This window comes from Sphingomonas sp. KRR8 (genome assembly GCF_023559245.1).
In the GTDB taxonomy this organism is placed as follows: Bacteria; Pseudomonadota; Alphaproteobacteria; order Sphingomonadales; family Sphingomonadaceae; genus Sphingomicrobium.
This window is the reverse complement of sequence record NZ_CP097462.1, coordinates 2,306,626-2,327,839: the sequence shown is the minus strand read 5'-3', so window position 1 is coordinate 2,327,839 and position 21,214 is coordinate 2,306,626. Positions and strand designations below refer to the sequence as shown.

Below are 21,214 nucleotides of genomic sequence, written 5' to 3'. Positions count from 1 at the left end.
GACGAGAAAGGTCGTCACTTCTTGCGCGTGAAATCCACGCTGACGACGTTAGAGCCGTCCTCGACCGGGGTCGCGACCGGTTCATCATTCTCGGGCTCTTCAGGTTCCTCGTGCGGCGCACCATCGGCGCCGTTGGCCTGGAACTTGAGGCTGAAGTCCACCGCGGGGTCGACGAAGTCGGTCACCGCCGCAAACGGCACGCGCAGGGTGGCGGGGACGCCGCCAAAGCTCAGGCCCACCGTGAAGTGGTCCGGGGCGACCTTCAGATCCCAGTAGCGGTGCTGGATGACGATCGTCATCTCATCCGGGAAGCGCTGGGCGAGATGCTTGGGTATCTCGACGCCTGGCATGCGTGTCTTGAAGGTGATGTAGAAATGGTGGGCGCCGGGCAGCGATCCGCCAGCCTCGATCGAGCTCAGCACGCGACCAACAACGTCGCGCAGGGCCTCCTGCACGATCTCGTCGTAGGGAATCAGGCTCTCGGGCGTCTCGTCGGCCATGGGGACTCGTGGTAGCGGGGCCGCAATCAGGGTCAACCGGGGATTTCCGTAATGCCAATCGATCACACGCAGCCGTACGACGATCAGAACATCCTCGCGAAGGTTCTGCGGGGCGAGCTGCCGAGCCGCAAGGTCTACGAGAACGACCACGCCGTGGTAATTCACGACATCAACCCGCTCGCCCCCGTTCACCTGCTTGCGCTGCCCAAGGGTCCGTACGTCAGCTGGGACGATTTCTCCGCCAAGGCTTCCGATGCTGAGCAGGCCGGTTTGACTAAGGCGATCGGCGAGGCCGCGCGCGTGGTCGAGGCCTCCACCCAAGGCTATCGGGTGCTTTCCAACGTCGGCAAGCGCGGGGGACAGGAGATCGCTCACCTCCACGTCCATATCTTCGGCGGGCAGCCGCTCGGACCGATGCTGGCGCGGTGATCGGCGTAATCGCGCTGTAATCAAGGATTGCCCTGTCGGTTTTCGCCGCTACGCTCCCGCCCGACAGGATTTTAGGGGAGTTTCATGGCAACTTCAGCACCCAGCGGGGGTCTGTTCGGGCGGGTAAAGCCGCTCGACGCGATCCTCGCCACCGCCGAGAAGAAGGGACTTCACCGTTCACTCGGCGCCTTCCAGCTCACCATGCTGGGCATCGGCGCGGTGATCGGCACCGGTATTTTCGTTCTGACGTCCGAAGCCGCGCAGAAGGCCGGCCCGGGCATGCTTCTCAGCTTCATCGTCGCAGGCTTCGTCTGCGCCGTTGCCGCGCTGTGCTACTCCGAACTCGCCTCGATGGTGCCGGTGTCGGGCTCGGCCTATACCTACACCTATGCTGTGACCGGAGAGTTGCTGGCCTGGATGGTCGGCTGGGCGCTGATCCTCGAATATGCGGTTGGCGCCTCCGCCGTTGCGGTCGGCTGGTCCAACCATGCGGTCGGCTTGCTGAAAGGGCTCGGGATCAACTTCCCGGCCGCGATCAGCAACGCCGACGCCTTCATGGCGAAAGTCTATCTGGCGTTCGGCGCCGCGCCGAGCCCGGACCTGACCCAGGCGATCGCGACCGGTGGGTACATCAACGTGCCGGCGGTGCTGATCATCGGCCTGGTCACCTGGCTGCTGGTGATCGGAACGACCGAAAGCGCGCGCGTCAACGCCGTGCTTGTGGCGATCAAGATCGCCGCGCTGTGCGCCTTCATCGCGCTGACCTTGCCGGTCATGAACATGGCGAACTTCAACCCGTTCCTGCCGACGGGCATCGGCAATCCGCTCAGTTCCTCGGGGCTCGGCGTGCTTGGCGCGGCGGGGTCGATCTTCTTCGCCTACGTCGGCTTCGACGCGGTCTCCACCGCGGCCGAGGAAACCAAGAACCCGCAGCGCAACGTGCCGATCGGACTGATCGGATCACTCGCCATCTGCACCATCTTCTACCTGCTGGTCGCAAGCGGCGCGATTGGCGCCATGGGCGCCCAGCCGGTCCAGTCGGCGACGGGCGTATTCCTGTCACCGGGCTCGCCGGAACTCGCCGGCCGTTGCGCGACGCTGGTCGCCGGTGGCGCCGTCGAACCGCTGGTCTGCTCCAAGGAAGCGCTGGTCCACGTGCTCGACACGATCAACTGGCCGGTGGTCGGCCGGTTGGTCGGCCTTGCCGCCGTGCTGGCACTGCCGTCGGTCGTGCTGATGATGATGTTCGGCCAGACTCGCGTCTTCTTCACCATGGCCCGTGACGGCCTGCTCTCCGAGCGGCTCGCCACCGTCCACCCGAAGTTCCGCACCCCGCACGTGGTGACCATCGTCACCGGCATCGCGGCGGCGTTCGCGGCGGCCGTGCTGCCGGTCGGCAAGCTGGCCGACTACTCGAACGCGGGCACCCTGTTCGCCTTCATGATGGTGGCGATTTCGGTGATGGTGCTTCGCCGCAAGGACCCGGCGCGCAATCGGCCGTTCCGGACCCCTGCAGTCTATGTCATCGCGCCAATGGCGATCATCGGGTGCCTGGTGCTCTACTTCTCGCTGCCGCTGACCGCGAAGCTGGTGCTTCCGGGCTGGGGCGCAATCGGACTGCTGATCTACTTCGGCTATTCGCGCGGCCACAGCCACGTGGGCCGCGGACTCTTCGAAGTGCATGAGCTGGACAGCGACGCCCCGCCGGTGCCGGTGCCACCGATGCCGGGCGCACCAACGCCGGGGCCCAACCAGGCCTAGGCCAGGGCTCAGCAACCAAGGGAAAGGGGAGATTTCGGCCTCCCCTTTCTTGTTCAGGCGAGCAGGCCGCCGGCCAAGGCCTTCAGGTCCGCTTCGGGCCGTGCGCCGTAATGCTGGATGACTTCAGCCGCGGCGATGGCGCCAAGCCGCAGACAGGCTTCGAGACCCTTCCCACGCGCCTGGCCGGCGAGGAAGCCGGCGGCGAACAGGTCGCCCGCGCCGGTCGTGTCGACCAGCGCTTCGATCGGCTCGGCGGCAACGCGGGCGCGCTCGCTACCCTGGATCGCCACCGCACCCTGCTCGCCGTGGGTAACCACCAGCAGCGGTACCTTGGGGGCGAGTATGGCGAGCCCGGCTTCGAAGTCCTGCTCACCGGTGATCGACGCCAGCTCGGCGGCGTTGGCGAACAGGATGTCGAGCTTGCCCTCATTGGCCAATCGCAGGAAGTCCGGTCCGTGGCGGTCGACGACAAAGGTGTCGGACAAGGTGAAGGCGACCCGACGGCCGGCGGCCTTGGCGTCGGCAATCGCCGCCTCCATCGCTGCACGAGGCGCTTCGGGGTCCCACAAATAGCCCTCAAGATAGAGGATCCCGGCGTCGGCCACGGCGCCATGATCAATCACGCTCGCGTCCAGCAGCTGGGCCGCGCCGAGGAACGTGTTCATCGTCCGCTGGGCGTCCGGCGTGACCAGGATCAGGCTGCGCGCGGTAGCGCCGATTTCGCCACGCGCCGGCACCAGGAACTCGACGCCAAGGCTCTGGACGTCATGCTTGTAGATGGCGCCCAGCTGGTCATCGGCGACCTGCCCGATGAAGCCGGCCTTGCAACCAAGCGCGGCGAGACCTGCGGCGGTGTTGCCGGCCGAGCCGCCCGACAGCTCGCGCCCAGGGCCCATCACCCCGTACAGCCGCTCGGCCTCCGCCTCGTCGATCAGGCGCATCGAGCCCTTGGTCAGCCCCTGCGCTTCAAGGAAGGCGTCGTCGGCATCGGCGATGACGTCAACGATGGCATTGCCAATGCAGAGCACGTCGAAGCGGAGCTGGGTCATGGTGGATCCTGGAAAGAAGCGATGAAAGGCGGGCGGGTAGCCGTCGCAGGCTCTCGCTTCAACTCGTCATCGCCGAAGCCACCGACAACGAGGTGATCCCGACGTCCCTTGCTTGAGGGTCGCGGGGTGAACTGCATTGCTTCGGTCCGCTCACAATGACAGGAAAAGAAATGCGTCTCCTCTTCACCGGAATTGCAGTTCTGGCGCTTGCCGGCTGCGCCACTGCTCCGCAGCAGTCCGCGCCCGTCACTCCCACTCCGCTCAAGCGTCCCTTGCAGCGGGGCGACCTCATCGGCCTCACCACTCAGGAGTTGGGCGAGCGGTTCGGCCAACCAAGCTTCCAGGTCCGCGAGGGTCCGGGCGTGAAGCTGCAATGGTCGAGCTCCGGCTGCGTGCTCGACACCTTCCTTTATGCCGCGCCGGGCACGGACGTGCTGCGGGTCACCTATGTGGACGCACGGCGCGTCAGCGGCGATCCGACGGACCAGGCGGGCTGCATCGCGGCGATCGAGGCGCGCTAGCCTCCGTTCGCTCTCGTCATGCTGTGGCTGATGTCATCGGCTGAAAGGATTGGAGCCGCGCGCGCGCCCACTCGGCAGCTTCCGCGACCACCGGGTCAGCATCGTCGAGCAGGGCTTCCACTCGCCCCAGCAGTCGCGCATCGCCGCTGTTTCCCGCCGCGGTCAGGCAATTGCGCAGGAACCGCTTCACTCCAATCCGCTTGATCGGCGAACCCGCGAACAGTTGGCGAAAGGCCGCTTCGTCCAGCGCGAGCAGGTCGCTCAAGCGCGGCGCCGCCAATTCGGCCCGCGGGAGAAACGCCATGTTCGCCTGCGCTTGGCGCGCGAAGCGGTTCCACGGGCAGGCGGCAAGGCAGTCGTCGCAGCCATAGATGCGATTGCCCATCGCCGCCCGAAACTCGTGCGGGATCGATCCGCTATGCTCGATCGTGAGGTAGGAGATGCAGCGCCGGGCATCGATCCTGCGCGGGCCGTCGAACGCGTCCGTCGGACAGGCGGCCAGGCAGCGGGTGCAGCTGCCGCAATGCTCCTCTGCGGGCGGGTCCGGCTCCAGCTCCAGCTCGGTGAAGATGACACCCAGGAACAGCCAGTTGCCGTGGGTGCGGCTGAGCAGGTTGGTGTGCTTGCCCTGCCAACCGATACCAGCCGCAGCGGACAGCGGCTTTTCCATCACTGGGGCGGTGTCGACAAACACCTTGAGTTCGGACGGGACGGCGTCGACGATGAAGCGGGCGAGCGCCTTCAGGGCCTTCTTGACCGTCTTGTGATAGTCGCCCCCCTGCGCATAGACGCTGATCCGGGCGCGCTCAGGCTCCGCAGCCAGCGCGCGCGGGTCCTCGGCGGGCGCATAGCTCATCGCCAGGGCAATGACGCTCTTCGCTTCGGGCCACAGTCCTTGAGGATGGGCCCGCTGCTCCGCGCGATCCTCCATCCAGGCCATGCTGCCGTGTCGGCCGGCGGCGATCCAGGCCTTCAGACGCTCGCCCGCCTCTGGCACTGCATCCGCCCTGGCGAAGCCGCACGAAACGAAGCCGAGACGTTCGGCTTCGGTCCGTATCGCTTCCTTAAGGCTTGCCGAGTCATGCACGCGCCCTCACTACTGCGCTCCCGCTGAGTTTGTCGCCAATGAACGTCATATCGCCTGCTATCTCTCTGCCCTTGTCGACCGCGCCGCTCGGCACGGCTGCGATCGAGGCGGACGACCTCGTCAAGGAATTCGATGGCAAACGGGCAGTCGACGGCGTGTCGCTGCGGGTACCGACCGGCAGCATCTACGGGATCCTGGGTCCCAATGGCGCGGGCAAGACGACGACCTTGCGGATGCTGCTCGGGATCATCGATCCCTCGTCGGGCAGCCGCCGTCTGCTCGGCCACGATCGTCCGCTCGAGGCGGCGCGCGAGGTCGGCTACCTTCCCGAGGAACGCGGGCTCTACCCGGCCATGACCGCCAAGGAAGCGATCGCCTTCATGGGCGCGCTTCGGGGATTACCCTTGAAGGAGGGCCGCCGCCGAGCCGAGGCCATGCTGACCGAGCGAGGCCTTGCCGACTGGATCAAGCGGCCGATCCGCACCCTGTCCAAGGGAATGGCGCAAAACGTCCAGCTGCTTGGGACCTTGGTGCACAATCCCAGGCTGATCGTGCTCGACGAGCCCTTTTCGGGGCTGGACGCCATCAACCAGGAAAAACTCGAAGCGCAGATTCGCGAACGGGCGGCGGCCGGTGCCACCGTCCTTTTCTCTACCCACGTCATCGCCCATGCTGAGCGCCTGTGCGAGCGGATCGCCATTATCGCGGGCGGCAAGGTCGCCTTCGAAGGCGCTGTGGACGAGGCGCGCGGCAAGCTTCGCCCTGTGGTCCGGCTGACCACGCGCGCGGTCGACGGGCCGTGGCGCTCTGCCCTGCCCGCCGATGCGCGTCAGGACGGCCATCGCTGGACCTTCCCGCTTCCGGATGGCGGACCCGAACCCCTGTTGCGCGCACTCCTCGACGGAGGCGCTGGCGTCGAGACGCTGTCGATCGAACGACCGGGGCTGCATGACGCCTTCGTCGCCATCGCGGGCGAAGCGGCCGCGCGCGACCTCGCGCTTAGCGGAGCAGCACAATGAGCCTGTCCCGCACACTTCAGTCCGCACTGGTGATCGGCCGCCGCGATTATACCGCTACGGTCGTGTCGCGCGCCTTTCTTCTGTTTCTGCTCGGCCCGATGTTTCCGGTGATCTTCGGCGGCCTCTTCGGAAGCATCGGGGCTTCCGTTGCAAGCAGGGCCGAGCAGGCGACCGTGGTGGCCATCGCCACTGCTGATCAGGGGCAGCGCCTGGACGCCGCCCGCGACGAGGTTGCCAGGGCCCTCGCTGGAAGCGAAGTCTTTCGTCTGAGGATCGAAGCGCCCGATGGCAGCGGCGACGCGCAGGTCGACAAGTTGCTTGCTTCGCCCGACCGGCCGGTCACCGCCGTGCTGCAGGACCCCTTCGACGGTCCGCAACTGGTCGGCAAGATCAGCGATCCGCTGGCTGGACAGGTGCGGCTGATCCTGGCGCAAGCCGCGCGCGGCGGGAGCACGCCGGAAGTCACGGTCCACGCCATGGCCCAGAGCAGCGGCAGCACCGCATCAGCCCGCACCCTGACTGCCCACGCCGGTCAAATCCTGATCTTCTTCCTGACGATCATGCTGGCCGGCATGCTGCTCAGCCAGTTGCTCGAAGAAAAGTCGAACAAGGTGATCGAGGTGCTCGCCGCCGCCGTGCCGGTGGACGCGATCTTCCTCGGCAAGCTGTTCGCCATGCTGTCCGTCAGCCTGACGGCCATTGCCGTGTGGGCGGGGCTCGGCTTCGGCGCCCTGCTTCTTTTCACCCACGGAAGCCTGGGAGCCTTGCCGCCGCCAGCAGTCGGCTGGCCGGGTTTCATCGGCCTCACCCTGATGTATTTCTGCTTTGGCTATCTGCTGCTCGGCGGACTGTTCCTGGGCATCGGCGCGCAGGCCTCGACCGTGCGGCAGGTACAAACCCTGTCCATGCCGATCACGATGAGCCAGTTGCTGATCTTCGCTTTGTCAGCGACGGCCGCCAGTGATCCGGGCAGCACGGCTGGTCTGGTGGCGGCGGTGTTCCCCTTGTCCTCCCCCTACGCCATGCTGGCACGGGCCGCGCAGGACCCGCGCTGGTGGCCGCACCTCGTGGCATTCGGCTGGCAGGCGTTGTGGCTGGTGCTCATCCTGCGGCTCGTCGCGCGCATGTTCCGCCGATCGGTGCTCAAGAGCGGCCGGCAGGGAAGCTGGTTCCGCCGGGCACGTCCGGCTTAAGCCAAAGCGGCGCGAGCGAATTCGGTCAGCTGCGCCATCAACTTGCGGTGCGGGAACGGGCCGTGGCTGATCCTCGCGACACCCGCGCTCGCCCACACGTGCTTCTCGGGCGCACCGGGAAAGGCGATGAGGTTGAGGGGGAGCGGAACCTCCCGCACGACCTGCTCGACCTGCCGCGGGTCGGTTAGACGCGGTACGAAGAAGCCGCTCGCGCCCGCTTCGGCAAACGCCTTTCCACGCTCGATCACCGAAGCGAGCAGGGGGCCGTCATGCTGGTCGGACTTGATCAACAGGTCGGTGCGCGCATTGATGAAGAAATCGGCGCCCACGGCTTCACGTATCGCACGAATGCGGCGGACCTGATCGGCGAGGGAATGGAGGCCCTCGCCGCCGACCACCTGATCTTCGAAATTGCAGCCGACGGCTCCGGTCGCCTTTAGGTCGCGGACGTTCGCGGCCGCTTGCTGCGGGTCGGTCGAATAGGCGCCTTCGAAGTCGACGCTCAGCGGCAAGTCGACGGCCGCGAGGATCCGGCGCGCATTATCGAACACATGATCGAGCGGCACCTGCTGCGCATCGCCATAGCCACTCGCGTCCCCTACCGGGTGGCTACCTGTGGCCAGCGCCCTGGCTCCGGCCGCGGCCACCGCCTGGGCGCTTCCCGGATCCCAGACGTTGTAGAGCACGAGCGGATCGCCCGGGACATGCAGGGCGGCAAAGGTGGCGAAGTCGCGCATCGGTCGTTCCCCCTTAGTGGACGAAGCGCGCCACCACGTCACGGTACGATCGCGAGACCTTCACCTGCGCGCCCGAATCCAGCACCAGGAAGCACTCACCGTTGGTGTGCGGCTTGACCTGCCGGACCAGGTCCAGGTTGACGATCGTCGAACGGTGGACGCGCTGAAAGCGGCGCGGGTCGAGCCGCTTTTCCAGGTCCTTCATCGTTTCCCGCAGGATCAGTGTGTTGTCGCCGGTCTGGATGCACATGTAGTCGCCGGCGGCGTCGATCCGTTCGATCGTGTCGACATCGACCCGGAAGATTTGCCCTTGGTCCTTGATGTTGATCATCTTCTCGAAGCGGGTCGGGCTGTGGTCGACCGGGCCGGCATCGGCGGCGAGTTCCTCGGCCGCTTCGGGGGCATGTTCCTCGAGCGCTTCCTTCAGCCGCTCGGCCTCCTGAGCGCCGCGCTTTTCGACCAGCCGCTGACGCACCCGCTCCATCGTCGCGGCCAGTCGGTCTTCCTCGACCGGCTTCATAAGGTAATCGACCGCCTGCGCCTCGAACGCGCGCAGGGCGTGATCGCCATAAGCGGTGACGAACACGAATAATGGAGGCTCGACCTCCATCAGCCCCTGGATCACCGAAAAGCCGTCGAAGCCTGGCATTTGGATGTCGAGGAAGACGAGGTCGGGCTTATGCGTCTTGATCGCGCGGATCGCCTCCCGACCATTGCTGGCGGTGGCGATCACCTCGACGTCTTCATGTGCTTCGAGCCGCAGACGCAGCCCTTGGGTGGCCAGAGGCTCGTCGTCGACCAGGATGGTGCGAATGCTCATGATGCTCCTTGGATCTCAGATGCTCTCACGCCGCCGCCCCCGACGCAGCGTCGAGCGGAATGTCGACAATTACGCTAAATCCCCCGTGTTCGTTTGTTCGTGTGGCAAAGCTGTGCGCCTCGCCATAGGCTTGCGCCAGACGGTCCCTGGTATTCGCCAGTCCGACTCCGGTCGACTGTGTCGCCACCAGACCTTCGTTGGCGACATGGCCATTGTCCGCCACCTCGATCCGCACGCGCTCTCCGTTGCGCGACGCCGACAACCAGATGTCAGCGCCAGTCTCGCTCGGGGTGACGGCATATTTGATCGCGTTTTCAACCAGCGGCTGCAGCAACAGTGACGGCAGTCGCACCCCGATGGTGGCGGGATCGATGCGGAAATGCGGCCGCAACCGATCCTCGAAGCGCATCTTCTCGATCTCGAGATAGAGCTTCAGCGTCTCCACCTCCTGCGCCAGCGTGACCTGGGCGGACGGCTCGTTCACCAGCGTGTAGCGCAGGAAGGATGACAGCCGCGCCAGCATCGCATTGGCCCGCTCGGTCTGCTTCAGCAGCACCAGGGTCGAGATGCTGTTGAGTGTGTTGAACAGGAAATGCGGGTTCAGCTGGTAACGCAGCATCGCCAGCTGTGCGGTGCTCGCCTGGCTTTCGAGGATCGACCGCTGGTCGATCTCCTCCTCCAGCAGCAGGTAATAGTTGATGCCGTAGTAAAGCGCCGACCAGGCCGCGAGCAGCGCGAAGTTGAGCAGGATCGCGCCGAAGCTCTCGATTCCGAACGGCCGCGCCCCTGGCTTGACGAAGGTCGCATGGCTCCACGTCTCGATCACCGAAAAAGCCGTGGCTGCAAGCACCACCGCGGCGACGCTGACGATCACCGTGTATATCGCGCGCATGGTGATCAGCCGCCGGAACAGCGATCCCATCAGGAGGGTCAGCGAGTAACCCGTCGCGGTCAGCAGCAACGTGTGAACCACGAACATCAACGGCATGGCATTGGCCACGCCGGACAGCGAGCGGAGGATGAAGTAACCGGTCCAGCCTGCCGATTGGAGCACCCAGAACGCGCGATTCTTATCGGCGAAGAATGGCACGTCCAAACCGACCGACTTGGCAATCGGGCCCTTGCGCGGCCGCAAGGCGCGCGGCCGGCGGTCGGCGTTGGCGCGCCGGCGGACGAGGATCGGGCGATCCTCGGTCAGGGTGGCGCTATCGGTTGCCATTGAGTCGTTGCAGCAAGGAACGCATTCCCTTCGATATAGGCCGCCCGCTACACCATTGCGAGCGGGGCCGGGAGAGCGCACTCTGGAGCGGAGAGGAGTCGCTACCATGAACGATCAGCCAGACCGCGCAACCTTCACTGCGATGCAGGACGGCACCGCGGAGGACTGGGCCAAGATCTCAAGCCACTTCTTTCCCTATTCGAAGGGCCTTCCCGACCGCGTCCTCACCCACCTCAAACTACTGGACGGTGATTATGGCGGGTTCCCGGTCGATCGCCTCCAGCATTCGCTCCAGACCGCCACTCGCGCACATCAGGCTGGCGAGAGCGAACGCTACGTCGTGATGGCGTTGCTGCACGACATCGGCGACACGCTCGGCTCCTACAATCACCCGGACATCGCCGCGGCCATCCTGAAGCCCTTCGTCGACGAGGAGCTTCACTGGATCGTTGGCCAGCATGGCGTGTTCCAGGGATATTACTTCTTCCATCACATCGGCCTCGACCGCGACCTGCGCGAGCAGTTCCGCGGGCACCCTCATTTCGAGGCCACCGCCCGATTTTGCGAGCTGTACGATCAGGCGGCGTTCGATCCGGCGTTCGAGAATGCGCCGCTGGAGTTCTTTGAGCCGATGGTCCAGCGCGTGATGGAGCGGCCGCTGCAAAGCATCTACGCCAAAGCGATGGACTGACGGCCAGCATCTGCCGCAGCCGAGACTTTAACTCGCCCTAAACCCTCTTCGCCTATCTCCTCCCTCAACCCCGGGAAGAGTGAGGCGACGTGTACGAAGCCCCTGATCGCTACAAGAGAATGATCGCTGCACGGCTGCCCGATGGCGAGTCGGTGGCGGCCGCTTCGGCCGAGGCGGAACGCCTCGCTTCGCCGCTCAAGGACATCCAGCTGATCTCGCGGGGGCAGCTTGCGCCGTTCTTCGCGCTGGCGAACCTGCTTGCCGCCCTGCTGTTCACGGCGGCGCTGTGGGGCACGCAGATGGAGAAGATCCTACTTCCCTGGTGCCTCGCGGTGGGCGCCGCCAACATCGCCTCCATGCGCTGGGCACAGCACCAGGCGGTGATCTGCGTTGGTCGTTCCGGCAAGGCTGTGCCGACCTGGCAGCTATCAGGCGACGTGCTCGCACGCGCGGCATTGTGGCTGTCGCTGCCGTTGTGGATCTTTTCCAAGCTCCAGCCGACCGACCAGCTGATCGCCGCTTCCATCATCGCCGGTGTCGGAGTCGCGGGCCTTGGGCTCGTCGTCGTTCCCGTCTGCGCCAGCGCGTGGATGACCAGCTTCACCTTTGGCCTTTGCGCCGTCCTGTTTTTCGCCCGTGGATCGATTCCCTTTCAGCAGATGCTGTCGATCATGTTCACGCTGGGCGTGTCGATCGTTGGCGTGCTGACCGTCGCCCGCTGGGCGTTCAAGCAGCTCAAGGCCAATGCGGAGTTCGGCTCCAAGAGTGAAAGCGCCTCGCTCCTGCTGCAGGAATATGAGCAACGCGGCGTGGGTTGGCTGTGGCAGATCGACGACGAGAATCGCGTTTCCTACATCTCCAGCCGAATGAGCGCGCTGCTTGGGCGCCCCTCGAACCAGCTGCTGGGGCAGCCGTTGACGGGCCTGCTTGGTGGCCATGCCGAACTTGGCAAGGTGCTACTGGACAAGCGTCCCTTCCAGAATCTCGAAATGGAGCTGAAGACCGCCCACGGCCAACGCTGGATCAGCATGGCCGGCGATCCAATCATCAACACCGCCGGCCGCTTCGAGGGTTTCCGTGGCGTCGGCAGCGACATCACGGACATCCGCCACACCCAGGAGCGGCTTACGCACCTAGCCAACGTCGACGTGCTGTCGGGCCTCCCCAATCGCGGCCGGGTCCGCCAGCTGCTTGGCGAGGCGCTTCGTGCTGCAACCGCCGGCAATGTGCCCTGCGCGATCATGTTCCTGGACCTGGACGGCTTCAAGCCGGTCAATGACACGTTCGGCCATCCCAAGGGCGACGCCGTGCTGCGCATGGTTGCCAAGCGGCTGTGCGATCAGCTCAAGCAGGATGGCACGGTGGGAAGGCTGGGCGGCGACGAATTCGCCATCGTCATCCCCGATGCGCAAAGCCGCAAGAAGGTCGAGCAGCTGGCCGAACGAATCATCTCGTCGGTGGCCGAGCCCTACATCATCGACGGGGTCGAGATCCGGATCGGCGTTTCCGTCGGATGCGCCTTCGGTCCCATCGACGGTGCCACGGTGGACGATCTGATCCTCAAGGCCGACCTGGCGCTGTACGAGGCCAAGGACGCCGGCCGCGGGGTCGCCCGTTATTTCAGCCGCGAACTGCAATCGGAGCAGGACGACCGCGTGCGGCTTGAATCCGACATCCGGCACGCCCTGGAAATCCGGCAGTTCCACCTCGCCTTCCAGCCGCTGGTCAACGCCAAGACGCAGAAGCTCGTGGGGTTCGAGGCGCTGCTGCGCTGGAACCACCCGCAACGCGGCTTCGTGCCACCCAACGTCTTCATTCCGATCGCCGAGGAATGCGGCCTGATGGGACCGCTTGGCGAGTTCGTGATCGAGGAAGCGTGCAAGGCCGCGGCGAGCTGGCCCGAGCCGATCACCGTCGCCGTCAACATCAGCCCCAAGCAGATCATCCTGCCCGCCCTGCCGAACATGGTGAGCCAGGCGCTGGCCCGCTACAAATTGCCCGGCAACCGGCTTGAGCTGGAAGTCACGGAGGGCGTGTTCCTGGACGACGACAGCCGCACGCTGGCGGTGCTCGGCCGCCTTCGCCAACTGGGCGTGGGCATCGCGCTTGACGACTTCGGCACGGGCTATTCGTCGATCGGCTATCTCAACAAGGCCGTGTTCCACAAATTGAAGATCGACGGCAGTTTCGTGCGCGAGGCGGGCAACAAGGCCGGCAACGTGGCGATCATCCAGACCATCGTGCAGCTGGCCAAGAGCTTCCGGATGTCGGTGACCGCCGAGGGCGTCGAGACGGCCGAGGACTTCGAGCGCATGCGCGAACTCGGCGTGGACACCATTCAGGGCTATCTGTTCGGCAAGCCGCTCTCCTACGACCGGGCCAACCAGATGGTACTCGGCCTCGGCGCCAAGCGGCTGGCCGGCTAGGCACGCTCAGTCAGGATCGGGCGCCCCGCGCCTGAACCCCAGCACGCGTGCACCCACCAGCCCGGGACGCCCGTCTGACGTCGGAGAGCCGATCCATTCCGGAACTATCGTTAGCGTCCAGCTGAGGCTGACCGCCTAGACCAACGTCGCTCTGATGGAGGTCGACGTGCTGGTCCCGGTCGCGTGATGGCAGTGGTGCTCAGTGCCCTCGCAGGGCTGGCCGGGACGCTGGGCTCAACTTCCCAGGGTTCCATCACCATCAGCGCCAGCGTCGCGCCACGCACCTGGCTGGCAAGCGGTGGTACCCTCTGCTCCAACATTCCCGCGGAACGCTTCGGCCTGGTGAGCGACGGCGGGCGAGCGGCCGTCCCTGCGCCACCGGGTGCGAATTGCGGCGCGGGCGCGGCAAGTCAGGTCGTTCGGGTGAGGATCGCCCCCGGCACTCTGCTGATCATCGTCGCCGAGTAAGCCGAAGCCTACCCGCACGACGAACAACCGCTGGCCCTTTAGAAGATCGTGTGCAGGCCGGGCTGAACGGTCCAGCCGCTGTCGAGGCTATAGATCGCGTTCTGATTTAACGTGAAAGCCCCATTGGCCTGCCCAAGCCACTCGGCGACCTGGCCATTGTCGTTGCGCAAGAGCAGGTCGGCCCGGCCATCTCCGTTGTAATCGCCGATCTGCGCCACCTTCCACGCCGCGTCGAGCGCTGCGGTCGCGACCAGATGGTTGCTGACAAAGGTGCCGTCCGCCTGGCCCAGCCAGTCGGTCACCGTGCCAGTCGCCGAGTTGCGCAGGACGAGGTCGGCGCGGCCGTCCCCGCTTACATCCCCGGCGCCCTCGACCACCCAGCCGGTCGCCAGCGCATAAGTCGCCGCCGAATTCCAGCTGAACCCGCCATTGGCCTGGCCAAGCCACTCGGTCACCATGCCGTCCGTATTGCGGAGCAGCAGGTCCGAGCGGCCGTCGCCATTGAAGTCGCCGATGGCCGACGTCGTCCAGCCCGCCGGCAGGACATAGCTCGCCGTCTGGTGGTTGGAGAGAAACGTCCCGTCAGCCTGGCCGAGCCAGTTGGTGATCTGGCCAGTGTCGCTGCGCAGCAGGACGTCGGCGCGGCCGTCCCCGTTGAAGTCGCCCGTTCCGGCGACATGCCACGAGGATGCCAGCGCATAGGTTGCCGTCGAATTCCAGCTGAATCCGCCGTTGGCCTGGCCCAGCCACTCGGTGACCGAGCCATTGTCATTGCGCAGCAGCAGGTCGGCGCGCGCGTCACCGTTGAAGTCGCCGCTGGCCGCGACATGCCAGCCCGCCGGCAGGATGTAGCTGGCGACCTGATGGTTGCTGGTGAAGGTGCCGCCGGTCTGGCCCAGCCAGTCGGTGATGGCCCCGCTTACCTGTCCGAACAGGACGTCGCTCTTGCCGTCGCCATTGAAATCGTTCGCAACCGGCTTGGTGAGCGGCGCCGTAGCCGAGGCCAGCGTCAGCTGCACGCCCCCACTCGCCGCGACCGAGGCCACCAGCGTTCCGGTCAGGCTCGTCCCGAAGGTGAGCGAGCCGCCGCTGAAGGTCAGCGTCCGGCCGGTCAGCGAGTAAGTGAAGCTGCTCGCGCTCGCATCGGTGAACAGCAGCACGTCGCCAGCTGTGAAGTCGGTGATGGTGTCGGTGTTATGACCGGCAATGGTGTCCTTGAAGATGTCGTTACCGGCACCACCGGTCAGCGTGTCCCGGCCAAGGCCGCCCGACAGGATGTTCGCGACGTCGTTGCCGGTGATGGTGTCATTGCCCGAGCCGGTGATGGCGTTCTCGATCGTCACGCCGGGCGCGATGCTGATGTTGCCGACTTCGCCAAGCACGTTGGAGAAGGTCGCCGGGCGCAGGTCGACCGTCTGACTGCCGGCGAAGGCGGACACGTCGATGGTGTCGTTGCCGGCGCTATCGAACAGGCAGATGGTGCCCATGGTGGTCGTCCACGACGGACCATAGACCGTGTCGCCAACCCGCGTGGTGGTGGACGCGCCATACATCTGCGTCGCGGCCAGCACGTCCGCCATCATCGGCGTCGCCACATAATTCCGCGTGAAGCCCAGGTTGGCGAAGTAGGTGCTCTGGCGCTGGTCGAAATAGGACATGACCGTCATCGGCCAGCCGTCATTCGCGAAGCTGGTGTCGTACGGGTAGCGGCCGTCGCCGTTGTAATCGCCGGCGTGACCGAGGCCGAGCGCGTGCCCGATCTCGTGGATGTAGGTCTGGAAGGAGTAGCTGGTCAGGCTGGTGCCATAGTTGGTCAGCCAGTCCGTCCCGACGTTGACGTGCGCCGAGGTGGTGATCCCGTTCGACCAGCTGCCGCTGGTTGCCGCGCCCGGATCGGTGTCGTCGAAGGTGATCTGGCCGCCGGTCGCGACCTCGCGGAAGTTGATCCCGATGACGTCGGTCCAGGTCGCCAGCGCGGCCCGCGCCAGCGTCTGCCCTTCCGCCGTCAGCGCCGTCAGGTTGACGGTGATCGTCCCGCCGGTGGTGACGTTGAAATGGTGGGCGTCGTTCGGTCCCCAATAGCCGGTCTTGAGCTCGTCGGCGACCTGCTGGAGCGTGGCGGCCGGCGGCGCGACATAGTTGGAGACGCTCAGCTGGTAGGTGCCGGCGGTCCGGTCCTGCCACGATCCGACGTCGATGTAATAGGATCCGGTGTAGCTGGCCGCGAAAGAGATCTTGGAATCGGTGGTGAATGACGAGGCGTCGTCATTCTCATACACCATCGTCCCGCTCGAATCGTAGATCCGGAGATAGGTGTCGTTGAGCGTCAGTCCGTTCAGGTTGACGGTGACCGCCTGACCGGCGGTCAGGTTCAGGCGGAACCAGTCGTGATCGCCGGCCACCTCGAGCGTATCCGAAATGGTGCCACCGACGGTAATGGACGCCGTGGTGCTGGCGTCGGCTGGGATATCAACCACTGGACTTGCTCTTCCTCATGTCGGGCCGGGAAGCGCGCGCGCGCGCCTTTCCGTTGCTGTCACGGACGATGCTTCAGGTTGCTTGCGATTTGGTTAGCAATGTCTTGCGCGAAGCGGCTGACCACGCCGGCGTTGATCACCCCGTCGCTGACCCCGGTGCGCAGTTCCGGCAGGGTGCGGCCATCGGCCAGGTGAACCGTCGCCGCCATGCTGGAGGCCGACAGGACGGACAGCTCGACACGATGGGTGCCGGGGGTGTCGCCGCGCCCCAGCGCCTGTTCGACCGCCTGGCACAACGCCGTCGCGCCGCCGGCCCGATCGACGAACTTGGCCGGACCGCTGACGGTGCAGGAGGGGGTCGCGGCGGATGGTTGGCTCACGGCGTTGGCGCTTCCGTTGGAACAGGCGATGAGCGACGCTGCCACCAGCGCCGGCCACAAGCGAGCGACCTTTGTTCGAACCGTCCCGCCCAAGCCTCGCCTCACCGCTGAAATCCCCGTCATGTCAATGAGTTGGCAGAGATTGGCTTTCCACTCGATGAACGTTGTCGCGCTTTGAACGTTACGCGCGCCCGGGACAATCTGGCCGAACGTCGGGCCCTGTCCGCCCCCGTTGAACAGCCGGCCCCGCTGGCGAGTTGTGCGGCCATGAGCGACGAGACAGCGGAGAGCGGCAAGGAGACCCAAGGCGGGTGCCTGTGTGGAGCGGTGCGGGTCGTCGCCAGGGGTGAGCCGACGCGCGTAGGCCTGTGCCACTGCCTCGACTGCCGCAAGCACGGCGGCAGCCTGTTCTTCGCCGCCGCGATCTTTCCAGAGGAAGCGGTGACCGTCACCGGCGAAACGCGCGAGTACAAGCGCCGCTACTTCTGCCCCACCTGCGGCAGCAGCGTGTTCGGCCGCTGGGGCGAGGAAATCGACCTCCACCTCGGCGCCCTCGACGCCCCCGACCAGTTCACCCCCACCTACGAACTGTTCACGAAGCGGCGCGAGGCGTGGCTGCCGGGCTTCGGGCTGGAGGGGTTTGAGGGGGATAGGCCGGAGGAGTAGGCGCACTTGGGCCTGAATAGGGTTGGCCAAAGGCCGACGTGAGTGATGTTTTAAGAAAATCGAGTCTCTAGAGTCACTTAGCTTGCCTTGACTAAGTCCTTGATTCTGCGACAATTTAAGTATGGACACCACATATAATCTCAACGGCGGCTTTAAGCCGACGATGAAGCGTTTCGCCGATCTCGACGGCCCTGATTTCTTTCCCACGCCCGCTTGGGCAACACATGCACTTGTCGACAATGAAAAGTTTGATGGCGAGATATGGGAGTGCGCTTGTGGCAACGGCGCGATGTCCGAAGTCTTGGAGCTTACCGGGCAGCCTGTGAGGAGCTCGGACCTTCACGATCGCGGTTTCGGCGAAGGCGGTGTGGACTTCCTGCTTAGCAATAAGCGTGCGCCCAACATCGTCACTAATCCTCCATACAACGCCGCTGAAGGGTTCGTAGAAGCGGGATTGAGGAAAGCCGACCGGAAATTCGCATTGCTGTTGCGCCTAGCTTTTCTAGAAGGTGCCAACCGACAGCGAACCATTTTTACTCGTAACCCGCCTTCACGGGTTTGGGTCTTTAGCGAGCGCATTACATTCTACCCAGCTGGAGCAGTCCAGAAGGGCTCAGGAACGACGGCTTACGCCTGGTTCGTTTGGGACCAGGACTCGCCCGGCCCAACCGAACTTAAATGGTTGAAGCCGGGCTATAAGGCTCTTTATTCGGGTACCTGATCAAGGAAGCGGACGCCCTGGTCCGTGATTGAGATAGCTTCGCTACCGCCGCTGTAAGTGGCGTAGCCTTTAGAGAACATACTGGTTCCAGTGTCTCGGTGGCTAACGAGGTTGCGAACCTTTTGGCTGAAGTAGGTATCCGACCGTCCATCGAGGATGTCGGCATCAGTACCGCTAGGCTCAAACTCTTCGGTCAGCCTCGCGATGAGTTGAGTTGTGGTTATCGTCCCGCCGGCATCGCGGGCAGCGCGAAGCGCGGGTATAACCAAATCTCGTTCACGCACGCGTTCAGGCATTTTAGCGCTCCCTATGGAGTCAATTCGGCCTTCGCGGTTTAACAGAAGTTGGGCGTTCGCAAACGATGGCATCCAACGTCGCGTTTAGAGAAGTGGGCTACGCCGCGAAGTTGGTGACGGCCCAACTGTCATTTGACGGCCAATCCTTACGCGAGTTGGCCCACGAAAGTTGAGTGTGCTCCGCTATGAACTTTCGGATGGTCTTCTTAGGATAGGTGTCGCCTTCCGGCGGGCTGTGCCATAGTTGAAGGGCATAAGCGTAAGCGTCTGCAAGCTGGATCATGCGACTGTGATGCGAAGGAATGAAGTAGACGCTGTCAATCAATCTATCGATTGACATTCCGAAGGAGTACGGCGTTCCCTTCTCACGATAGCGAGATAAATTCGTCACGCCTTGGTCGGCGTACTCAGCGTCAAGATCACCGATCAGGATGCCTTGGCCTCCGCTCTTTATCAGGTCGAGTTGCGCCCTTTCTACAAGAAACACGAAGGCTTTCTCCGACGCCGTCCGAGCGGGTGCCACCATGTTCGCTGGCGTGACTCTGATACTGATGCGGCGCACTCCTTCGCAGTTCGCGATCGCCAAAAGTTGCTGGAGGGCGCTCAGTCGCTCGAGAAGTTCTCGGCCTTTAAACTGCGCCTTGCCATGAATCATGTCTACGGCGTGAAACTCTGTTTCTTTGCTCAGCGCAGAGTTCCCGAAGAAGCCTTTGGCGATTTCATTCACCTGCTTTTCGAGCTCTGGCACGGCAGACGAATCAATGGATAATGCGCCTATCCAATGATTCATCTGCTTGGGCGGATGGTATTTGACCTCATCAAAATAGATGAGCCTCATGCTGTAACTACTCCGCCGCCACCCCGGCCGCCTCGAACAGACCACCCGCGTCGCCGCCCTCATTGGCGACCTCGGGCGTGCCGCCGGCCTTGGCCTTCATGCGGTTGTCGAAGTTGGTCCAGACCGTGTTCCAGTCGCCCCGCGTCGCCGCCTTCGAATATTCGGTCGCGCGGGTTTCGAAGAAGTTGGCGTGCTCGACCCCGTTTAGCAGCGGCGCGAGCCACGGCAGCGGGTGCTCGTCGATCATGTAGATGGGCGCGAAGCCGAGCTGCCCCAGCCGCCAGTCGGCGATGTAGCGGATGTACTTCTTGATCGCCTTGGGCGTCATGCCCTCGACCGGGCCCATCTCGAACGCCAGGTCGATGAAGGCGTCCTCCAGCCGGACCGTCTTCTGGCAGGTGTCGATGATCGAGTCCTTGACCGCGGGGGTCAGGCAGTCGCGCTCCTTCACGAAGGTGTGGAACAGCTTGATGATGCCCTCGCAGTGGAGGCTCTCGTCGCGGACCGACCAGCTGACGATCTGGCCCATGCCCTTCATCTTGTTGAAGCGCGGGAAGTTCATCAGCATCGCGAAGGACGCGAACAGCTGCAGCCCCTCGGTGAAGCCGCCGAACATGGCCAGCGTCATCGCAATCTCTTCATCGGTGTCGACACCGAAGGTCGAGAGATAGTCGTGCTTGTCCTTCATCTCCTTATACTGAAGGAACATGCCATATTCGCTCTCGGGCATGCCGATGGTGTCGAGCAGGTGGCTGTAGGCCGCGATGTGCACCGTCTCCATGTTGGAGAAGGCGGCCAGCATCATCTTGATCTCGGTCGGCTTGAACACCCGACCGTACTTCTCGTGGTAGCAGTCCTGCACCTCCACGTCGGCCTGGGTGAAGAAGCGGAAGATCTGGGTCAGCAGGTTGCGCTCGTGATTGGACAGCTTCTGCGCCCAGTCGCGGCAATCCTCGCCCAGCGGCACTTCCTCCGGCATCCAGTGGATCTGCTGCTGGCGCTTCCAGAACTCGAACGCCCAGGGGTATTCGAAAGGCTTATACTGCTTGCGGGCTTCGAGGAGGGACATCGTTAGGCTCCCGGTGCTGAATTGTTGAAATCATACGGTTTGGTGGTCGCGTAGGCGATGGCGAAGCCGCTCATGATGAGGCCGAAAGCCAGAATCATCATGCCGGCGATGAGCAGGCCGGTGGAGCGCTGGGACTCGCCCGGGTCGCCGCGCAGGGCCGCAACCAGCATGAGCAGCCCGGCCAGCGCGGCGATGATGCCGACGGTCAGGAACAGGATGTTGGCGCCGCTCACAGCAGCCGGTCCAGCAGGCCGCCCGCCAGCGCCGCGAACACCGCGCCGGCGGCCAGGAACAGCACGCCCCCGGTGCGGCGGTTGCGGCGCTTGAGCGGGTCGGCGGAATTGCCCGGAATCGCCAGCAGCAGCACCCCGGCCAGCAGCAGCAGCGCGGCCGCCACCCAGAACAGGTTCATGTGCGCGTTCACCAGAAGAACCTTCCGCCGCGGCTGTGTGCCTTGCGTCCACGGACCGCGAACATCTGGACGTACATCCACAACCCGCTGATGGCGAAGAAGATCAGCGCCAGGCCCGACGCGATCGAGATGGCTGTTCCGACGGGGCCGAACTGCTCGCCCGAATGGAGGCGGTGAAGGAAGCTGACATTCCAGCCCCCCGGCGCCGGCTTGGGCCGGCAGGTCATCGTTTCCGGACAGACGAAGCCGGCGGGCACCGTGGCGACCGGGCGCGGCGCCCGATCGCGCGCGGCGTCGTTCGCCAGCTCGCCAACGTGGCTCAGCACGCCGGTGACCGCGATCCACAGGATGAAGACGCCGACCAGAACCGACAGCCAGCGATGCCACTTACGCATGCAAAACTCCAAGGGCCGTCATTCTCCCTCTCCTTGCTGG

At 64.7% G+C, this 21,214-nt stretch carries 24 protein-coding genes; 10 read left to right on the top strand and 14 right to left on the bottom strand.

Annotated features, from left to right (window positions below):
• Nucleotides 1-14 precede the first annotated feature (14 nt).
• Complete coding sequence (locus M8312_RS11770) at nucleotides 15-500, bottom strand: SspB family protein (protein WP_250117881.1); 486 nt, start codon at nucleotides 498-500, stop codon at nucleotides 15-17.
• A 51-nt stretch (nucleotides 501-551) separates the two neighbouring features.
• Between M8312_RS11770 and M8312_RS11765 the strand changes: the two genes are divergently transcribed.
• The gene (locus M8312_RS11765; RefSeq protein ID WP_250117880.1) at nucleotides 552-929 is read left to right on the top strand and encodes an HIT domain-containing protein; all 378 of its coding nucleotides are present in this window, start codon (nucleotides 552-554) and stop codon (nucleotides 927-929) included.
• 84 nt (nucleotides 930-1,013) lie between these two features.
• Nucleotides 1,014-2,690: an amino acid permease gene (locus M8312_RS11760; protein WP_250117879.1), complete on the top strand. Its 1,677-nt coding sequence runs from the start codon at nucleotides 1,014-1,016 to the stop codon at nucleotides 2,688-2,690.
• A 53-nt stretch (nucleotides 2,691-2,743) separates the two neighbouring features.
• Here the strand turns inward: M8312_RS11760 and M8312_RS11755 are convergent, their stop codons facing one another.
• The gene (locus M8312_RS11755) at nucleotides 2,744-3,739 is read right to left on the bottom strand and encodes an adenosine kinase (RefSeq protein ID WP_250117878.1); all 996 of its coding nucleotides are present in this window, start codon (nucleotides 3,737-3,739) and stop codon (nucleotides 2,744-2,746) included.
• A 170-nt stretch (nucleotides 3,740-3,909) separates the two neighbouring features.
• On the opposite strand from M8312_RS11755, the gene M8312_RS11750 reads away from it, so the two are divergent.
• The gene (locus M8312_RS11750; RefSeq protein WP_250117877.1) at nucleotides 3,910-4,260 is read left to right on the top strand and encodes a hypothetical protein; all 351 of its coding nucleotides are present in this window, start codon (nucleotides 3,910-3,912) and stop codon (nucleotides 4,258-4,260) included.
• 16 nt (nucleotides 4,261-4,276) lie between these two features.
• Here the strand turns inward: M8312_RS11750 and queG are convergent, their stop codons facing one another.
• The gene (gene queG / locus M8312_RS11745; RefSeq protein ID WP_250117876.1) at nucleotides 4,277-5,347 is read right to left on the bottom strand and encodes a tRNA epoxyqueuosine(34) reductase QueG; all 1,071 of its coding nucleotides are present in this window, start codon (nucleotides 5,345-5,347) and stop codon (nucleotides 4,277-4,279) included.
• A 38-nt stretch (nucleotides 5,348-5,385) separates the two neighbouring features.
• On the opposite strand from queG, the gene M8312_RS11740 reads away from it, so the two are divergent.
• Together M8312_RS11740 and M8312_RS11735 are read left to right on the top strand one after the other, a co-directional pair.
• Complete coding sequence (locus tag M8312_RS11740) at nucleotides 5,386-6,366, top strand: ABC transporter ATP-binding protein (protein WP_250117875.1); 981 nt, start codon at nucleotides 5,386-5,388, stop codon at nucleotides 6,364-6,366.
• On the top strand, nucleotides 6,363-7,559 hold the full coding sequence (locus M8312_RS11735) for an ABC transporter permease (protein WP_250117874.1): 1,197 nt from the start codon (nucleotides 6,363-6,365) through the stop codon (nucleotides 7,557-7,559). The genes M8312_RS11740 and M8312_RS11735 overlap by 4 nt, the downstream gene beginning before the upstream one ends.
• Here the strand turns inward: M8312_RS11735 and M8312_RS11730 are convergent.
• The 3 genes from M8312_RS11730 to M8312_RS11720 are packed head-to-tail and all read right to left on the bottom strand — an operon-like array spanning nucleotide 7,556 to nucleotide 10,335.
• On the bottom strand, nucleotides 7,556-8,296 hold the full coding sequence (locus tag M8312_RS11730; RefSeq protein ID WP_250117873.1) for an isocitrate lyase/PEP mutase family protein: 741 nt from the start codon (nucleotides 8,294-8,296) through the stop codon (nucleotides 7,556-7,558). The two genes, M8312_RS11735 and M8312_RS11730, sit on opposite strands and share 4 nt — an antisense overlap.
• Nucleotides 8,297-8,309: 13 nt before the next feature.
• On the bottom strand, nucleotides 8,310-9,116 hold the full coding sequence (locus M8312_RS11725) for a LytR/AlgR family response regulator transcription factor (RefSeq protein WP_250117872.1): 807 nt from the start codon (nucleotides 9,114-9,116) through the stop codon (nucleotides 8,310-8,312).
• A gap of 25 nt (nucleotides 9,117-9,141) precedes the next feature.
• Complete coding sequence (locus tag M8312_RS11720) at nucleotides 9,142-10,335, bottom strand: sensor histidine kinase (RefSeq protein ID WP_250117871.1); 1,194 nt, start codon at nucleotides 10,333-10,335, stop codon at nucleotides 9,142-9,144.
• A gap of 106 nt (nucleotides 10,336-10,441) precedes the next feature.
• Here M8312_RS11720 and M8312_RS11715 point away from each other — a divergent pair, with 106 nt between their 5' ends.
• The 3 genes from M8312_RS11715 to M8312_RS11705 all read left to right on the top strand — a co-directional run bounded on the left by M8312_RS11715 (nucleotide 10,442) and on the right by M8312_RS11705 (nucleotide 13,920).
• Nucleotides 10,442-11,026, top strand: coding sequence for an HD domain-containing protein (locus M8312_RS11715; RefSeq protein ID WP_250117870.1), 585 nt, complete (start codon nucleotides 10,442-10,444; stop codon nucleotides 11,024-11,026).
• A gap of 89 nt (nucleotides 11,027-11,115) precedes the next feature.
• Nucleotides 11,116-13,452, top strand: a complete 2,337-nt coding sequence (locus M8312_RS11710) for a putative bifunctional diguanylate cyclase/phosphodiesterase (protein WP_250117869.1) — start codon at nucleotides 11,116-11,118, stop codon at nucleotides 13,450-13,452.
• A gap of 192 nt (nucleotides 13,453-13,644) precedes the next feature.
• On the top strand, nucleotides 13,645-13,920 hold the full coding sequence (locus M8312_RS11705; RefSeq protein ID WP_250117868.1) for a hypothetical protein: 276 nt from the start codon (nucleotides 13,645-13,647) through the stop codon (nucleotides 13,918-13,920).
• A 38-nt stretch (nucleotides 13,921-13,958) separates the two neighbouring features.
• Here the strand turns inward: M8312_RS11705 and M8312_RS11700 are convergent, their stop codons facing one another.
• Nucleotides 13,959-16,397 (bottom strand): FG-GAP-like repeat-containing protein, encoded by a 2,439-nt coding sequence (locus tag M8312_RS11700; RefSeq protein WP_250117867.1) that lies wholly within the window; start codon nucleotides 16,395-16,397, stop codon nucleotides 13,959-13,961.
• 59 nt (nucleotides 16,398-16,456) lie between these two features.
• Nucleotides 16,457-16,822 carry a hypothetical protein gene (locus tag M8312_RS11695; protein WP_250117866.1) on the bottom strand — a complete coding sequence of 122 codons (366 nt, stop codon included), beginning with the start codon at nucleotides 16,820-16,822 and terminating at the stop codon, nucleotides 16,457-16,459.
• 222 nt (nucleotides 16,823-17,044) lie between these two features.
• On the opposite strand from M8312_RS11695, the gene M8312_RS11690 reads away from it, so the two are divergent.
• Both M8312_RS11690 and M8312_RS11685 read left to right on the top strand, forming a co-directional pair.
• Complete coding sequence (locus tag M8312_RS11690; protein WP_250117865.1) at nucleotides 17,045-17,443, top strand: GFA family protein; 399 nt, start codon at nucleotides 17,045-17,047, stop codon at nucleotides 17,441-17,443.
• Nucleotides 17,444-17,564: 121 nt separating this feature from the next.
• Nucleotides 17,565-18,164 carry a hypothetical protein gene (locus tag M8312_RS11685; protein ID WP_250117864.1) on the top strand — a complete coding sequence of 200 codons (600 nt, stop codon included), beginning with the start codon at nucleotides 17,565-17,567 and terminating at the stop codon, nucleotides 18,162-18,164.
• On the opposite strand, the gene M8312_RS11680 is transcribed toward M8312_RS11685, so the two are convergent.
• The 6 genes from M8312_RS11680 to M8312_RS11655 all read right to left on the bottom strand — a co-directional run bounded on the left by M8312_RS11680 (nucleotide 18,149) and on the right by M8312_RS11655 (nucleotide 21,174).
• Nucleotides 18,149-18,460: a hypothetical protein gene (locus M8312_RS11680; RefSeq protein WP_250117863.1), complete on the bottom strand. Its 312-nt coding sequence runs from the start codon at nucleotides 18,458-18,460 to the stop codon at nucleotides 18,149-18,151. The genes M8312_RS11685 and M8312_RS11680 overlap by 16 nt on opposite strands.
• Before the next feature lie 97 nt (nucleotides 18,461-18,557).
• On the bottom strand, nucleotides 18,558-19,298 hold the full coding sequence (locus tag M8312_RS11675; RefSeq protein ID WP_250117862.1) for a DUF3800 domain-containing protein: 741 nt from the start codon (nucleotides 19,296-19,298) through the stop codon (nucleotides 18,558-18,560).
• A gap of 7 nt (nucleotides 19,299-19,305) precedes the next feature.
• On the bottom strand, nucleotides 19,306-20,367 hold the full coding sequence (locus M8312_RS11670) for a ribonucleotide-diphosphate reductase subunit beta (protein ID WP_250117861.1): 1,062 nt from the start codon (nucleotides 20,365-20,367) through the stop codon (nucleotides 19,306-19,308).
• Between the two features lie 2 nt (nucleotides 20,368-20,369).
• Nucleotides 20,370-20,600 (bottom strand): hypothetical protein, encoded by a 231-nt coding sequence (locus M8312_RS11665; protein ID WP_250117860.1) that lies wholly within the window; start codon nucleotides 20,598-20,600, stop codon nucleotides 20,370-20,372.
• Complete coding sequence (locus M8312_RS11660; RefSeq protein ID WP_250117859.1) at nucleotides 20,597-20,791, bottom strand: hypothetical protein; 195 nt, start codon at nucleotides 20,789-20,791, stop codon at nucleotides 20,597-20,599. Before M8312_RS11660 ends, M8312_RS11665 begins: the two co-directional genes overlap by 4 nt.
• Entirely contained in the window at nucleotides 20,788-21,174 is a 387-nt protein-coding gene (locus tag M8312_RS11655; protein ID WP_250117858.1) for a PepSY-associated transmembrane domain-containing protein, read from the bottom strand. Before M8312_RS11655 ends, M8312_RS11660 begins: the two co-directional genes overlap by 4 nt.
• Nucleotides 21,175-21,214: the final 40 nt, after the last annotated feature.